11 protein-coding genes and 1 pseudogene are annotated in these 14536 nt (G+C 72.8%); 4 read left to right on the forward strand and 8 right to left on the reverse strand.

What is annotated here, in order from left to right:
- Window positions 1-16: 16 nt before the first annotated feature.
- Window positions 17-241, forward strand: coding sequence for a zinc ribbon domain-containing protein (locus DMB38_RS08215; RefSeq protein WP_125934610.1), 225 nt, complete (start codon window positions 17-19; stop codon window positions 239-241).
- Window positions 242-353: 112 nt separating this feature from the next.
- Window positions 354-1016: a DUF4383 domain-containing protein gene (locus tag DMB38_RS08220; RefSeq protein WP_125934611.1), complete on the forward strand. Its 663-nt coding sequence runs from the start codon at window positions 354-356 to the stop codon at window positions 1014-1016.
- On the opposite strand, the gene DMB38_RS08225 is transcribed toward DMB38_RS08220, so the two are convergent.
- From DMB38_RS08225 to DMB38_RS08240, 4 genes and pseudogenes are all read right to left on the reverse strand, one after another.
- Window positions 994-1671 (reverse strand): O-methyltransferase, encoded by a 678-nt coding sequence (locus DMB38_RS08225; protein ID WP_125934612.1) that lies wholly within the window; start codon window positions 1669-1671, stop codon window positions 994-996. The two genes, DMB38_RS08220 and DMB38_RS08225, sit on opposite strands and share 23 nt — an antisense overlap.
- A complete protein-coding gene (locus DMB38_RS08230; protein ID WP_125934613.1) occupies window positions 1668-2477 on the reverse strand; it encodes an HAD family hydrolase in 810 nt (269 codons plus the stop codon). Before DMB38_RS08230 ends, DMB38_RS08225 begins: the two co-directional genes overlap by 4 nt.
- On the reverse strand, window positions 2474-5650 hold the full coding sequence (locus DMB38_RS08235; protein ID WP_125938885.1) for a phosphoribosyltransferase: 3177 nt from the start codon (window positions 5648-5650) through the stop codon (window positions 2474-2476). The genes DMB38_RS08230 and DMB38_RS08235 overlap by 4 nt, the downstream gene beginning before the upstream one ends.
- A gap of 101 nt (window positions 5651-5751) precedes the next feature.
- Window positions 5752-6935, reverse strand: a pseudogene (locus DMB38_RS08240) (HpcH/HpaI aldolase/citrate lyase family protein).
- 203 nt (window positions 6936-7138) lie between these two features.
- On the opposite strand from DMB38_RS08240, the gene DMB38_RS08245 reads away from it, so the two are divergent.
- Window positions 7139-7927, forward strand: a complete 789-nt coding sequence (locus tag DMB38_RS08245) for a TerD family protein (RefSeq protein ID WP_125934614.1) — start codon at window positions 7139-7141, stop codon at window positions 7925-7927.
- A 15-nt stretch (window positions 7928-7942) separates the two neighbouring features.
- Here the strand turns inward: DMB38_RS08245 and DMB38_RS08250 are convergent, their stop codons facing one another.
- The 4 genes from DMB38_RS08250 to DMB38_RS08265 all read right to left on the reverse strand — a co-directional run bounded on the left by DMB38_RS08250 (window position 7943) and on the right by DMB38_RS08265 (window position 11285).
- Window positions 7943-8677: a Tellurium resistance gene (locus tag DMB38_RS08250; RefSeq protein WP_125934615.1), complete on the reverse strand. Its 735-nt coding sequence runs from the start codon at window positions 8675-8677 to the stop codon at window positions 7943-7945.
- An 89-nt stretch (window positions 8678-8766) separates the two neighbouring features.
- A complete protein-coding gene (locus DMB38_RS08255; protein WP_047015553.1) occupies window positions 8767-9915 on the reverse strand; it encodes a DUF475 domain-containing protein in 1149 nt (382 codons plus the stop codon).
- A 262-nt stretch (window positions 9916-10177) separates the two neighbouring features.
- Window positions 10178-10663 carry a peroxiredoxin gene (locus tag DMB38_RS08260; protein ID WP_125934616.1) on the reverse strand — a complete coding sequence of 162 codons (486 nt, stop codon included), beginning with the start codon at window positions 10661-10663 and terminating at the stop codon, window positions 10178-10180.
- Window positions 10664-10844: 181 nt separating this feature from the next.
- Window positions 10845-11285 carry a DUF3052 domain-containing protein gene (locus tag DMB38_RS08265; RefSeq protein ID WP_047015555.1) on the reverse strand — a complete coding sequence of 147 codons (441 nt, stop codon included), beginning with the start codon at window positions 11283-11285 and terminating at the stop codon, window positions 10845-10847.
- A gap of 363 nt (window positions 11286-11648) precedes the next feature.
- Here DMB38_RS08265 and aceE point away from each other — a divergent pair, with 363 nt between their 5' ends.
- On the forward strand, window positions 11649-14396 hold the full coding sequence (aceE, locus tag DMB38_RS08270; RefSeq protein WP_125934617.1) for a pyruvate dehydrogenase (acetyl-transferring), homodimeric type: 2748 nt from the start codon (window positions 11649-11651) through the stop codon (window positions 14394-14396).
- Window positions 14397-14536: the final 140 nt, after the last annotated feature.

Consider the following 14536-nt stretch of genomic DNA (forward strand, 5'->3'; position numbering starts at 1 on the left):
CGATATGCTGTCCGCCATGCCGCGATACGAGTACCGCTGCCGGTCCTGCGGGACGACCTTCGAGGTCAGCCGCCCCATGGCCGAGTCCTCCGCCCCCGCGGACTGCCCGCAGGGCCACGACGACACCGTCAAGCTGCTCTCCACCGTCGCCGTCGGCGGCGCCGCCACCGGCGCCGGAGCCGCGCCGCAGGGCGGCGGTGGCGGCGGGGGCGGGTGCTGCGGCGGCGGTTGCTGCGCGTAGTCGCGGGGCGTCGTAGCGTACGGCGCCCGACCTGGGCGACTTGCCCCTGAATGCGCACAGGGCTGATCCTGGATTACGGCACTGCAGCACGACCGCCGTAAGGAGGTCCGCCATGGCCGAGCAGGATCACGTCATGGAGTCCCTGCCGCATCCCCTGGCCGAACCGCCCAAGGAGCACGTGCCGGGCAGCCGCGAAGCCCTCAAGGACCGCGTCAACGTCGGGCATCCCGCGCACCAGCACACCAAGCTCGACGAGCACCTGCCCGTCGACCACCACCTCAGCAACGTCTACCGCGCGGGCGCCGGCCTCGCCGGCGTCTTCCTGCTGGTGTTCGGCATCCTGGGCCTCATCGACCGCATCGGGTTCTTCGACACCGGCGGCCACCAGACCCTCGGCCTGAACAGCAACGGCGCGCTGAGCGTCCTGTCCATCGTCGCCGGCGTGGTGCTGCTCTACGGCATGGTCCGCGGCGGCAACTTCGCCTCGACGCTCAACATGGTCCTCGGCGGGCTGTTCGTCCTCAGCGGCTTCGTCAACCTCGCCGTCCTGGACACCAGTTGGAACTTCTTCGCCTTCAGGATGCAGAACGTGTTCTTCAGCTTCATCCTCGGCCTGGTCCTGGCGGTGTTCGGGATGTACGGGCGCGTGAGCGGCCGGCTCCCCCACGACAACCCGTACTGGCGCACCCGCAACGAGGAGCAGGCCGCCGCGGAGGACGAGGAGGCCGCGGAAGACGAGGAGGCCGGAGCCGCTACCGGCGCCGCGCGACGGTGAGACCGTCCGCGACCGTCAGCAGCACCGAGTCCATCCGGTCGTCCGCGACCACGTGGTCGTTGAACGTCCGGATCGCCGCCGCCCCGCCGGTGGCGTCCGGGTCGACGACCCGGCCGTGGAAGAGCACGTTGTCCGCGACGATCAGCCCGCCGGGCCGCATCCGCGGCACCAGCTCCTCCCAGTACCCGACGTAGCCGCCCTTGTCCGCGTCCAGGTACGCCAGGTCGATGTGCGGCTCCGCCGGCATCGCCCGCAGCGAGTCCGCCGCGGGCCCGATCCGCAGCTCCACCCGGTCCGCGACGCCGGCCTTCTCCCACGCCTCGCGCGCGTACGCCGTCCACTCCTCGGAGACGTCGAGCGCCACCAGCTTCCCGTCGGCGGGCAGCGCCTGCGCCATGGAGAGCGACGAGAACCCGGTGAAGGTGCCGACCTCCACGATGTGCCGGGCACCGACGAGACGTACCAGGAACGCCAGCAGCGGACCCTGCTCCTGCGCGGACTGCATGCTCGCCGAGTCCGGGAAGCGGCTGTGCGTCAGCTCCACCAGGTCGCGCTGCACGGCGTCCAGCGGCGGGTTGTGCTCCAGCACGTACCGGTACAGCTCCGGCGTCTGGTCAGGTCGCTTGTCCCGGCCCGCGGGAGAGGGAGAGGTCATGGGAGGCATCCTGCCATCTGCCGCAGAATCTCCTCGCCCGCGGCCACCCCGCGCTCGTCGAGCGCCGTGACGTGCGGCGCGGTCCAGCCGCGGGCGGCCAGCTCGCCGTGCCCCGGGCGCCAGGCGCGGTCGGCGGCGAGGAGGAGATCGGTGTCGAGCAGGGAGTCCCCGGCGGCGAGCACGCCGTCCGCCGCCGGCTCCCCCACCCGCCGTACGACCTCCGCCACCGCCGCGCTCTTCGTCAGCGGGCGCGGCACCGCGTAGACCTTCCGCCCCTGCGCGGAGACGGACCACCCCCGGCCCTCCGCCCACTCCCCCAGCTCCTTCAGCCACTCCTCCGGCACCGCGGCCCGCTCCACCACCAGGTACGCGAACAGGTCCTCCGCCGTCCGCAGCTTCCGCAGCCACGCCGGGTCCGCCGCCCGCTCCAGATGCGCGCGGACCTCCGCCAGCGGCGCGCTCCCCGCCGCCAGCTCCCGGCCCACCCGCGCCCGCCACCCGGCGTCGGCCTCGCCGTCGACCAGCAGGTGGCCGCCGTTGGCGCAGATCGCGTACCGCGGCGGCGGCCCGGGCAGCCGGACGCGGCCGTACTGCTCGCGGGTGCGCGTCGTCACCGGTACGAAGTGGGCCCGCCCGGCGAGGTCCGCGAGGAACGCGGCGGCGGTCTCGGTGAGGAACGACAGCGGTCTGCCCTCGTAGACCTCGACGCACAGCAGGCGCGGCGCGGCGGCGTCGGGCACGGCGAGGGCGAGGGCCGCCGGGGAGTAGATGAGGGTGCGGTCGAGGTCGCTGGCGATGATGGTCACGGGGCAGGCGCTCCAGGGACGTCGGGGACGGGGGCGCCCGGGGCCGCCGCGGCCGCGGTGCCGTCCGCGCCGGTCGCCCCGCGGGTGTACCGGGGGTGGATGAGCCCCACGCAGGTGTACGGCAGATCGTCCGTCTCCTCCACCGGCACCCCCCGCTGCTCCGCGAGCAGCCGTACGTGGTCCAGGTCGGCCCCCGCGCCGCGCCGCGCCAGCACGCGCCACGGCACCCGGCGCAGCATCACGCGCGTCGTCTCGCCGACGCCGGGCTTGACGAGGTTCACGTCCCCGATGCCGTACGCCTCGCTGATCCGCTCGACCGCGGCCCAGCCCGCCCAGGTCGGCTCGCGCCCGGCGGCGGCCGGCATGGGGCGGACGGCGGCGGGGTCGGGGAAGCGGGCGGTGACGGCGTCGAGGAAGTGACCCGAGAGGTCGTCGCCGGCCAGCTCGCGGTAGAACTTCGCGCCGTGGTAGTCGGCGGGGCCGATGAGGTCGGCGCGGAGCACGGTGCGGGATATGAGGCCGGAGACCGTGGAGTTGAGGCAGGCGGAGGGGATGAGGAAGTCCTCGCGGGTGCCGTACGTGTCCACGCAGCGGCCCGGGTCGGCGAGGACGGCGAGCCGCGGGTCGAAGCCGGGGAAGTCGCGGAGGGCGGCGGCGAGTTCGCGGGCGATGGCGCCCTTGCCGGTCCAGCCGTCGACGAACACCACGTCGGCGGGGTCGTGGTGGGCGGCGAGCCGGCGCAGGGCGGCGGTGTCGATGCCGCGGCCGCGGACGATGGAGACGGCGTAGTGCGGCAGGTCGAGCCCGTGGGCGTGCCGGGCCCAGCGGCGCATCAGGATCCCGACGGGGGTGCCGGCGCGGGCGAGGGAGACGAGCACGGGCGCGGGCGACCGCTCGGCGAGCACGGTCTCGGTGACGGTGGCGACGGCGTCCGCGATGCGGCCCGCGGTGGCGTCGAGGGCGGAGTGGAAGAGACGTACGTAGTCGGGGCTGGGCTGGTACTCGACGGGCAGCGACTCGGCGTAGTGGGCGCCGCCGCGCTGGATGGCCTCCTCGCGCTCCTCGGTGGGGGCTTCGAGGGGGACGTCGGAGAGGTCCTTGAGGAGCCAGCCGACCTCGTCGGGGGCGTAGGAGGAGAACGCGGGCCCGCGCAGGGGCTCGGCCGGGCCGGCGGCCCCGGGCCCTGCCTCGGCCTCGGTCCCGGACTCGGCGGGGGGTGTGTAGGAGGGGATCACGGCGAGGAGTACCCGGTCGGTGTGCGCGGCGAGCACGTCGAGGAGCCCGCCGGGGGCGTGCAGGGCGGGGGTGTCGGCGGCGGAGTCGGTGACGACGACGACGGCGTCGTAGGCGTCGTCACCGGTGACGTTGTAGGCGTAGCGGGTGCCGCCTTGGGCGCCGGGGGCCCCGGGGGCGTCGTGGGTGTCGTGGGCGGGGAAGGTGAGCCGGCTGCGGATGGCGTAGCCGGGGTGGTCGACGGGCAGCACGGGCGAGCGGGTGGTGGAGGAGAACCGCACGTCGGCGCCGGGGAGAAGGTCTTCCAGCGCGGTGGCGAGCCGGAGGGGCGCGTACATCAGCTCCTCGGTCCCGAGGACGAGGAGGCGCGGCGGCTCCGCCGGGGCCGCGGGGAGGCCGAGGGCACCGGCGACACGGCCGGCCATGCCGGGCAGGGCGTCATCGAGCCGCGCACGATGCCCGGCGCCGAATCCGTGCCGCCCCCCGTCGGGCAGCCCGGCGGGCCACCCCAGCGCAACGCGGCGCACGGCAGTTGTTCCCCGACCCCGCCCCTTCCCGAAACTCAGGGGCTCCGCCCCCGAGCCCCCCGGGCCCTCCGGCAGCCCACCACCGGAGGCGGAAGAAGCGCCGGAGGCGGAAGAGGCGCCGGAGGCGGAAGGGGCGCCGGAGGCGGAGGGGGCGCCGGAGGCGGAGGGGCGGTCGGAGGCGGAGGGGCGGTCGGAGGCGGAAGGGGCGCCGGCCGGCGAGGGCGCGGAGCGCCCGGCCGCCCGGCCGCCAATGACACGGGGCGCCACCGTGCCCGCCGCCCGCCCCGCGGCGTCGGCCGGGCCGGGCTGCGCAACTTCCGCCGACCCCGTCGCCGTCGCCCCCGCCGGATCCCACGCGGCGGGCGCTGCCTCCGCCCCAGGCGCCTCGGTCTCCCCGCCACCGACGCCAGCCGACCCGGTCACCGGACCGCGAACGACCCCCGCCGCATGCGACCCGCCTACCGCAGGCCCCTCGTGCTCCTGTCCACCGGCATCAGCCGGCCCGGACACCGAACCACGGCCAACCCCCGACCCCGCCGCGCCCGCACCGCCCGACGAACCCCCCGGAGCCACGCCCTCGCGACCACCCGGCGAAGCCACCCGACCCAGCCCCCGGCCGACCCCCGCCGCATCCATCCCACCCGCCACAGGCCCCTCACGCTCCTGACCACCGGCATCAGCCGACCCGGTCACCGAACCACGGCCAACCCCCGACCCCGCCGTGCCCGCGGCAGGCGGTTCGTGCTGGGCCACCAGCTCCGCGCCGCGGCTCAGCACGTCCGGCGGCAGGCGTACCGTTCCCGACGTCAGCGACACCACGTCCACCCGCGTGCCCAGGTCCGCCGCCGACTTCTCCAGGGCCCTGCGGTCCTCCTCCGAGCGCATGTCCGTCAGGGCCGCCACCACGTACCGGGCCCGGGGGCGGGCCGCGTGCAGGGCCGCGATCGTGTTGCGCAGGGTGCGGCCCGTCGACAGTTCGTCGTCCACCAGCACCAGCGGGCCCTCACCCGTCAGCAGCCCCGGGTCCGCCGGGAGCAGCAGGTGCTCCGTCGCGTGGCTGTGCTCCTCCTCGAAGCCGGCCGCCCGCCGTACTCCCGGGACCGCACGGCGGGTGGAGTGCAGGTACGCGCTCGCCCCCAGGCCGTCCGCCACGCAGTGGCCCAGGCCCGTCGCCGTCTCGGCGTAGCCGAGGACCACCGCCCGGGCCGCGGGCCCGGGGCCCAGCAGGTCCCGGGCGAGGCCGCCGAGGCGCAGGCCCGCGCCGTGGATGCGGCTCGGGCGCTGCGGGACGTGCTTGCCCAGCACCGTGGAGACCAGCAGGTGCGCCCGGCGCGGGTTGCGGCGCAGCGCCAGGCCCACCAGGTCCCGTAGCTCCGCGGGGCCCGACAGCTCCACCCCGAGCCGGCTCTCCACCCACTCCCCCGGCCACACCCCGGAACCGGCGCCCGGCCCCGCGCCGGAAGCCGGACCCGCCCCGGAAGCCGGACCCGCGCCCGTGCCCGCGTTCCCGGCCATCAGCTCTCCCCCCGTCCCGCCGCCGCCAGCAGCTCCACGAACGTCGTGTCCTCCCGCGCCACCCCGAACACCCGCGCCCGCCGCAGCGTCCGCTCCGCCCACGCACGGTGCGGCTTCGCCTCGTTCATCTTGTTCGTGTACGCCGACCGCATCACCCCGCCGCCCGCACCGGACTTGCGCACGATGTCCGTCGCGTCCACGTACTCCTCGTGGCTCACCACCGACAGCGCGTGCACCGGCGCCACATGGCTCGGGTGGATGCACGTCTTGCCCTGCAGCCCGTTCGCGCGGTCCAGCGAGATCTCCCGCAGCAGGCCGTCCATGTCGTGCTCGATGAGCGCGGCCCGCAGCTCCTCCGCCCGCCCCGCCGCGAACGGGCTGCTCCGCAACTGCGGCTTGAACAATCGTTCCTGCTGACGGAAGTACTCCCACACGGGCCCCGTGACCGTGAAGCCGCTGCCGTCGGCCCGCCCGAAGACGTTCACCACGTCCCCGATCGCCGCCGCCACCAACTGCACGTCGTACGCCGTCATGTCCGGCGACCGCCGCAGCCCGTACGCGGCGCAGAAGTCCGTGACCCCGAGCCGTACCGCGAGCACCCGCTCCCGGTACTGCTCCAGCACCCGTGCGATCCCCCGCAGCGCCGCCGCCCGCGACTCCAGGTGCAGCACCTCCGGCGACTCCACCACCGGCATCGCGTACAGCCGCCGCCCGCCCGGCGGCAGCACCTGCTCCGCCTTGATCACCGCCTCCAGGAACGCCACCCCCTGCACCGCCGTGAACTTCGGCAGCACGAACCCCGACAGCAGCCGCGCCGCGGGCCCCAGCCGGGCCACCAGATCGGGGATCTGGCCCGCCTCCCGGGTGCGGACGAAGAGCAGCGGCAGGGCACCGCCGGCGCCCTGCCGCTCCAGCTCCCTGAGCTGCCGTACGACGTTGGCCTCCGCCTCCGGCACCTCGTCGTCCGCTATGGAGTCCTCCAGGCACAGCACCATCGACACCACCCCCGCGCCGCCTGGACGCGGATGTCGCGCGCGAGCTGCGGGCGGGTGGCGGGGCTGTAGAGGGTCGCGCCGAGGGCCATGGCCAGCTCGGCGGGCGGGGCTTCGGCGGTGAACTCGGCCGGCTCGCGGTGGAACAGCCCGGCACGCACGTCCGGGGAGACGTGCCCGAAGTGGCGCATGCGGTGCTCCCAAGGGTCGACGCGGCCGGGGCGGGGCCGGCGTGGGTGGGGGAAGACGGGGTGAGGAGGCGGACGGGGTGAGGCGGGTAAAGGAAGGTCGAGGGAAGGCGATGATTCGGTAAAAGGGACGTCCGGGAGCCCTCCACCGTTCCCCGATCGCCCCGCATTGTGGCCGCCGCGGGCGACAGGGCAGGATAGCCCGCATGACGCACGCCATGGCGCAGGGATCCGACATGTCCGTATCCGTGCCTGCGGTACGGGCCGTGCTGCGCTGGACCCCGGGGGCCGGCGTCCCCGACGTCGACGCCTGCGTCATCCTCCTCGACGACGGCGGCCGGGTGCGCTCCGACGCCGACTTCGTCTTCTACAACCAGCCCCGGCACCCCTCGGGGCTCGCCCGCAAGCTGCCGAAGAAGCGGCAGGGCGAGGGCCTGACCGACTCCGTCGAGGCGCAGCTCACCCGGCAGGACCCGTCGGTCGACCGCATGGTGCTGATCGCCTCGGCCGACGGCGGCACCCTCGGGCGGGTGCGGAACCTGCGGGTCGAGCTGCACGACGCCGGGAGCGGCGACGCGGCGGGCGGGGAGCCCTTCGCGTACGTGGACATCCAGCCCGACGGCGGCGCGTCGTCGGCGCTGATCTGCGGCGAGCTGCGGCGGGCCGGCGGCGGCTGGCAGTTCCGGGCGGTGACGAAGGGGTACGCCACGGGCCTGGTCGGCGTCGCCGGCGAGTTCGGCATCTCGGTGGACGAGACGGACACCGGGCACCACCCGACGCCCGACTCCGGGAACGACCCGGCCTCCGGCGGCCGGCCCGCGCCGGGCGCCGCGCAGGCCGCACAGGCCCAGCAAGCCGCACAGGCCCAGCAGGCCCCGCAGAGCCCCCAGCCGGCCGCCGCCCAGCCGCAGCCGCAGCCGGCGCCGCCCATCGCGTACGGCTACCCTCCGGCGTTCACCCTCCCGCCCCAGGGCCCGCAGTTCATCGGCCGCTGACCGCCGCGCGGGCGCTCACGTTTTCGTCTTGTACCCGCGCCCCCAGACCAGCCCCCAGCCGTACAGGCGGTCCAGCTCAGACTGGAACCCGTACACGTAGCGCACCTCGCGCCGCACCGTGAGCTCGCCCTTCTTGTTCTCGATCAGCAGCACCGCGCACGACCGCGCCTCCGGCGCCCGCTCGTCGAGCGCGATCTCCACCCGCGGCCCGCTGGACGGGTACAGCGTGACGACGGCCTGCGTCCGGTCGAACGCGGGGGTGCCGTCGTAGATGTAGACGAAGACCAGCAGCCGCCGGAACGCGTCCTTGTGGTCGAGGTTGACGTACACCGTCTCGCCCGAGCCCGAGCCGAACCTGTCGTCGCCGCTGAGCTTGATGTACGGGGGGTCGTTGATGTCGCCGAGGAGGTTGCCCAGCGGCTGCACCACGCCCTTGGTGCCGTCCTCCAGCTCGTACATGCACGCCAGGTCGAGGTCGACGTTGACGACGGCCGGACCCTGCGCCTGCACGATCTCCGGCCGGAAAAGCTTCGCCGGGTGCAGCAGCGTCCCGCCGCTCCTGCGGGTGCGGCCGCCGAGGTCGGAGGTGCGCATCCGCCAGGACAGGTTGATGCGCAGGTTGCCGGTGTCGGATCCCTGCCGGCTCAGCGAGAGCAGCGGCTTGCGCTTGGTGAGCTGCACCGCGTACGACGCACCGGCGCTGTCGAACTGCGGCACCCCCTCCCGCCGCCAGTTGCCCCAGAACGACACCTCGTACCCCCAGACGTGGGAAACCCCTCGGGCCCGGTCGGTCGACCGGCCCCGAGGGGAATCCTTCCGCATCTCGGACCGCGCGGAACCTACACGCGGGAGGGAAGCTCCTTTTCGGCCGGTTCGTCGTCTCCGCCGCCGCCCTCATGTGCGATGCGCCGGTTGCGGCGGATGGAGGAGTAGAGGGAGAGGCCGATGAAGGCGACGCCGATGACGCCGGTGATGACCTCGTGGATGTGCCACTTGATCGTGATGAGCAGGATGGTCGCCAGGGCGCCGATCGCGTAGTGCGCGCCGTGCTCCAGGTACACGTACTCGTCGAGCGTGCCCTGCCGCACCAGGTAGACCGTGAGCGACCGGACGTACATCGCGCCGATGCCCAGGCCCAGCGCCATCCAGAAGATGTGGTTGGTGATGGCGAAGGCGCCGATGACGCCGTCGAAGGAGAACGACGCGTCCAGGACCTCCAGGTAGAGGAACATGAAGAACGCGGCCTTGCCCGCCAGCCCGACGGCGGACTGCTGCTGGCCGGAGCGCTTCGCCGCCTCCTCCGCCTCGTGTTCCCGTTCCTCTTCCTCTTCGAGTTTGTTCTCGAAGTGCCCGGAGAGGCCGCCGACGATGAGGTACGTGATGAGACCGGCGATGCCCGCGGACATGACTGTGCCTGATTTGTCCACATGTCCGCCGCCGTGCTGGATCGCGCTGGTGGCGATCGTCATCGCGGTGGTGAGCAGCACGATCAGGGCGATGCACACGGAGATCGCGTCGATCCGGCCGACCTTCGAGAGCGGCTTCTCGATGAACGGGATCCACTTGTGCTCCCGCTCGTCGAAGAGGAACTCCAGGAAGATCATCAGCAGGAACATCCCGCCGAAGGCGGCGATCGACGGATGCGCGTCCGTGACGAGCTGCTCGTAGTGGTCGGGGTCGTCCACGGCCAGTTCGATCGCCTCGATCGGCCCGACCTTGGCGGTGATGGCGACGATCACCACGGGGAAGACCAGGCGCATGCCGAAGACGGCGATGAGGATGCCGACGGTGAGGAAGATCTTCTGCCAGAAGGCGTTCATCTTCTTCAGCACGCCGGCGTTGACGACCGCGTTGTCGAAGGAGAGCGAGATCTCCAGGATGGACAGGATCGCCACCAGGACGAACGCCTCCCACCCCCAGAAGATCGCGGCACAGGCGAGGCCCGCGGCGGTCACCGCGAAAGACCAGCCGAAGGTTTTCAGCACCACTGGCAGTCGTCCATTCTCATCGTGTGTCCGTCCGTCTCCGGGACGCTGCACGCCACCGGGCTTTCGTCACCGTACCCGCACGGTTCACCCGCACCCGGCACGTAGGTCGTGACCCCATCTTCCCCGGCGGTGTCAAGTCCCCACACTTCCCGGGTCCGGAAGCGTCAGGAGCCGCGCCACTGCCGGATAGTGCAGGATTCCGGCCACACACGTCCACCTGCCGAACACCCGAACGAACGCGGCGCCGCCCGGCCGCGGGACGTCAGGCGGGGGCGAGCGCCTTCAGCGCCGCCACGTACTCGTCGAGGTCCCGGGCGTCCGGCAGGTCGTTGACGACCGTCCACCGGACCGTGCCTGCGGTGTCGATGATGAAGGTGCCGCGGACCGCGCAGCCCTTCTCCCCGTCGAAGACGCCGTACGCCCGCGCCGTGGCGCCGTGCGGCCAGAAATCGCTGAGCAGCGGGTAGCCGAAGCCCTCCCGGTCGGCGAAGACGCGCAGGGCGAACGGCGTGTCGCAGGAGACGGCGAGGAGCTGGACCTCGTCGTTGACGAAGGCGGGCAGCCGGTCGCGCAGCGCGCACAGCTCGCCCGTGCAGACGCCGGTGAAGGCGTACGGGAAGAAGAGCAGGACGACCGCCTTCTCGCCGCGGTAGTCCGAGAGCCGCACGGTCTCGCCGTGCTCGTTGCGCAGCGCGAAGTCCGGCGCCTCGGCGCCGGGCGCCAGCGCCTCGATCCCGTCCAGTGCCATATCCGTGACCTCCGGTCTCCCGGTCCAGCGAACCTCTGCCGGGTCACGAGCGTACGGGCGTGGCGGGTGCCGCTCCGCGCCGGGATGCCGCCGCGCCGGCCGGGAGCCCGGCCGTGCAGCACCGCGGGAGCGCCCGCGCAGAAGTGCGGGACCGCACGGGCAGTCCCGGTGAAAAGACGTGTCAGCGCTTGGTCGAGCGGGCCCCCTTCGGGGTGACCAACCGGCTGCCGCTCCAGTCCGTACCCGCGTTGATGCTCTTGGTCTGGGCCAGACCGGCGGTCTGCGCCGCCTCGCCGATGTCGCTGGGCTCGACGTAGCCGTCACGGCCGGTCTTGGGCGTCATGAGCCAGACCGGGGCGCCTTCGTCGATCATGGTGGTGGCGTCCACCAGCGCATCCGTCAGATCGCCGTCGTCCTCGCGGAACCAGAGCACGACGGCGTCCGCGACGTCGTCGTAGTCCTCGTCGACGAGGTTCTGCCCGGTGATCGATTCGATGGCCTCGCGAAGCTCCTGATCGGTGTCGTCGTCGTAACCGATCTCCTGGACCACCTCTCCGGCCTGGAAACCCAGCCTGGTGGCGGGGTTGGTCCGCTCCTCCGCGTGGTCCGCGGTCGCGCTCACGGATTGCCTCCTGCTCGTGTCCGTCGATCTTCCGAAATCAGCCATCACGCTCGCGCGCACGCGAGGCGATGGGCGTAGTCCACACGTGCCGGGCGAATCGCGCAAGTACCCGGCGGCCGATCCCGCCCTATGGAGGGCACCCCTCGACCAGGGGGCGCAGTCGCCCGGGTTGCCTGCGGGTACGCTGGCGATCAGCCCGTACGGCCCCTCCACGGCCGTGTCGGTCGAGCCCCGGTGGAACGAATACAGGGTTACCAAACAGTAGAGATGACGTGGCCGCAACCGCGGTAGACGATGGGAATCAGCGCGAGACCTCTCATCTGCGAGCAGTCCGATTACCGATACGTACAGCGAAGGAACAGCGTGGCTTCCGGATCCGATCGCAACCCGATCATCATTGGCGGCCTTCCCAGCCAGGTCCCGGATTTCGATCCCGAGGAGACCCAGGAGTGGCTCGACTCGCTCGACGCGGCCGTCGACGAGCGGGGCCGGGAACGAGCCCGCTATCTCATGCTCCGCCTCATCGAACGCGCCCGCGAGAGGCGCGTGGCAGTGCCCGAGATGCGGAGCACGGACTACGTCAACACCATCGCGACCAAGGACGAGCCGTTCTTCCCCGGCAACGAGGAGATCGAGCGCAAGGTCCTCAACGCGACCCGCTGGAACGCGGCCGTGATGGTCTCCCGGGCCCAGCGCCCCGGCATCGGCGTCGGCGGGCACATCGCCACCTTCGCCTCGTCCGCGTCGCTCTACGACGTGGGCTTCAACCACTTCTTCCGCGGCAAGGACCACGGCGACGGCGGTGACCAGGTCTTCTTCCAGGGCCACGCCTCGCCCGGCATCTACGCCCGCGCCTTCCTCCTCGACCGCCTCAGCGAAGCCCAGCTCGACGGCTTCCGGCAGGAGCACTCCAAGGCGCCCAACGGCCTCTCCAGCTACCCGCATCCGCGGAACATGCCGGACTTCTGGGAGTTCCCCACGGTCTCCATGGGCCTCGGCCCGCTGGGCGCCATCCACCAGGCCCGGATGAACCGCTACATGCAGGCCCGCGGCATCGCCGACACCTCGAACTCGCACGTGTGGGCGTTCCTCGGCGACGGCGAGATGGACGAGCCGGAGTCGCTGGGCCAGTTGTCCCTGCCCGCCCGCGAGGGGCTGGACAACCTCACCTTCGTCGTGAACTGCAACCTCCAGCGGCTCGACGGCCCCGTCCGCGGCAACGGGAAGATCATCCAGGAGCTGGAGTCGTACTTCCGCGGCGCCGGCTGGAACGTGATCAAGCTGGTCTGGGACCGCTCCTGGGACCCGCTGCTCGCGCAGGACCGCGACGGCGCCCTGGTCAACAAGCTGAACACGACGCCGGACGGCCAGTTCCAGACGTACGCCACCGAATCCGGCGCGTACATCCGCGAGCACTTCTTCGGCGACGACCTGCGGCTGCGCAAGATGGTCGAGGACATGACCGACGACCAGCTCCTGCACCTCGGCCGCGGCGGCCACGACCACCGCAAGGTCTACGCCGCCTTCGAGGCCGCCGTCGCGCACAAGGGCCAGCCGACGGTCATCCTCGCCCAGACCATCAAGGGCTGGACCCTCGGCCCGAACTTCGAGGGCCGCAACGCCACGCACCAGATGAAGAAGCTCACGGTCGAGGACCTCAAGCGCTTCCGCGACCGCCTGCACCTCCCCATCCCGGACAAGGACCTGGAAGACGGCCTCCCGCCGTACTACCACCCGGGCCGGGACTCCGAGGAGATCCAGTACATGCACGACCGCCGGCAGGCCCTCGGCGGCTACGTGCCGACGCGCGTGGTGCGCTCCCAGCCGCTGAAGCTGCCGGACGACAAGACCTACGCGGCCGTCAAGAAGGGCTCCGGCAGCCAGGCGATCGCCACCACGATGGCGTTCGTGCGGCTGCTCAAGGACCTGATGCGGGACAAGGAGATCGGCAAGCGGTTCGTGCCGATCGCGCCGGACGAGTACCGCACGTTCGGCATGGACTCCTTCTTCCCGAGCGCCAAGATCTACAACCCGCTGGGCCAGACGTACGAGTCCGTGGACCGCGAGCTGCTCCTCGCCTACAAGGAGTCGCCCACCGGGCAGCTCCTGCACGACGGCATCTCCGAGGCCGGCTGTACGGCCGCGCTGACCGCCGCCGGCACCGCGTACGCCACCCACGGCGAGCCGCTGATCCCGGTCTACGTCTTCTACTCGATGTTCGGCTTCCAGCGCACGGGCGACCAGTTCTGGGCCATGGCCGACCAGCTCGGCCGCGGCTTCGTCATCGGCGCCACCGCCGGCCGCACCACGCTCACCGGCGAGGGCCTCCAGCACGCCGACGGCCACTCCCAGCTCCTGGCGTCGACGAACCCGGCGGCCGTGGCGTACGACCCGGCGTTCGGCTTCGAGATCGCGCACATCGTGCAGGACGGCCTGCGGCGGATGTACGGCTCGTCGCCCGAGCACCCGCACGGCGAGGACGTCTTCTACTACCTGACCGTGTACAACGAGCCGATCATCCACCCGGCCGAGCCGGAGAACGTCGACGTCGAGGGCATCGTCAGGGGCATCCACAAGCTGTCCCCCGGGGCCGCGGGCCGGATCCCGGCGCAGATCATGGCGTCCGGCGTGGCCGTGCCGTGGGCGCTGGAGGCGCAGCGGATCCTGGCCGAGGAGTGGGACGTACGCGCCGACGTGTGGTCCGCCACCTCGTGGAACGAGCTGCGCCGGGAGGCCGTGGAGACCGAGCGGCACAACCTGCTGCACCCGGAGGAGGAGCAGCGGGTGCCGTGGGTGACGCGGAAGCTCGCCGGGGCCGAGGGGCCGTTCGTGGCGGTGTCGGACTGGATGCGGTCCGTACCCGACCAGATCGCGCGGTGGGTGCCGGGCACGTACCAGTCGCTGGGCGCGGACGGCTTCGGCTTCGCGGACACCCGCGGCGGGGCGCGGCGCTTCTTCCACATCGACGCGCAGTCGATCGTGGTGGGGGTGCTGACGGAGCTGGCGAAGGAGGGGAAGGTGGACCGGTCCGTACTGAAGCAGGCGATCGACCGGTACCAGCTTCTGGACGTGGCGGCGGCCGATCCGGGGGCGGCGGGCGGCGACGCCTGACACCTCCCGCCCGGGGGCGCCGGGACCGGCGGGGACGGGCGGCGGCGCCTGTCCTGCCGGGGGCCGCGCCCGGGACGGTGACACGCACTCCGGCCGGTCCCGTACGCCTCGTACGGGCCGGCCGGCGGCGTATCGGGCGG

The sequence above is a fragment of the Streptomyces sp. WAC 06738 genome, assembly GCF_003945505.1.
Classification (GTDB): domain Bacteria; phylum Actinomycetota; class Actinomycetes; order Streptomycetales; family Streptomycetaceae; genus Streptomyces.

Excerpts from the sequence above, each read along its gene's own strand:
- DMB38_RS08245 (WP_125934614.1), top strand. The coding sequence starts at position 7,139 with ATGACGCACGCCATGGCGCAGGGATCCGACATGTCCGTATCCGTGCCT.
- DMB38_RS08260 (WP_125934616.1), bottom strand. The coding sequence starts at position 10,663 with ATGGCACTGGACGGGATCGAGGCGCTGGCGCCCGGCGCCGAGGCGCCG.
- DMB38_RS08225 (WP_125934612.1), bottom strand. The coding sequence starts at position 1,671 with ATGACCTCTCCCTCTCCCGCGGGCCGGGACAAGCGACCTGACCAGACG.
- DMB38_RS08215 (WP_125934610.1), top strand. The coding sequence starts at position 17 with ATGCCGCGATACGAGTACCGCTGCCGGTCCTGCGGGACGACCTTCGAG.
- DMB38_RS08220 (WP_125934611.1), top strand. The coding sequence starts at position 354 with ATGGCCGAGCAGGATCACGTCATGGAGTCCCTGCCGCATCCCCTGGCC.